Raw genomic sequence first — 575 nt, forward strand, 5'->3', positions numbered from 1 at the left:
GCGCCGTCCACCAGACCGGGCCGCATCCCGGCGTAGCCCTGCTTGAACAAGGCTACCAGCTCCGGATCCTGCATGTGGGCGACATCGGGCTTGCGGCCGGGCTTGCGGTGCAGCGGTTCGTTACGCGCCAGGCGCGTCGCCGCCATGCCCATGCGGGCGACGCTGACGCCGTGCAGGCCACGCGCCGGGATAACGATGGCGTCCACCTGGTCGCCGACATCCATGACGCGCGGCGCTTCGTCGCCAAAACGGTCGGCCAGGCCGGTAAAGACCTCGCGGCCCTCCACAACGTGCGAATCCGCAGAAATCGGTTTCATGGCTCCCCTCCCAGGACGATAGATGTGGACGACCTGCGTCCGTCATGTCAGCTGCTTCTTGGCTGCACGGGCTTCTGCACGCTAGCACGCACCCGGACGAGCGTGAAGGTGCTGGCGGTCTGGGGCCGGCAGCGGGTTCTAAGCCGAAGCGATGTCTTCCTGCCTGCCCACCAGATGCAGGCCGAGCAGGAGCACGGCGGCCAGGCCGTACATCACCCCAAAGGTCGGGGCGGCCGCCAGCCCGAACACGTTCTGGAC

Annotated in this window: 1 protein-coding gene; it reads right to left on the reverse strand. The window is 67.8% G+C overall.

Features of this window, described 5'->3' with window-relative positions:
- Nucleotides 1-317, reverse strand: a 317-nt coding sequence (locus J4F42_18890; protein ID MCE2487584.1) for a hypothetical protein, incomplete at its 3' end; no start/stop codon positions are given.
- Nucleotides 318-575 lie beyond the last annotated feature (258 nt).

Source organism: Desulfurellaceae bacterium (genome assembly GCA_021296095.1).
Lineage (GTDB): Bacteria > Desulfobacterota > Binatia > Bin18 > Bin18 > JAAXHF01.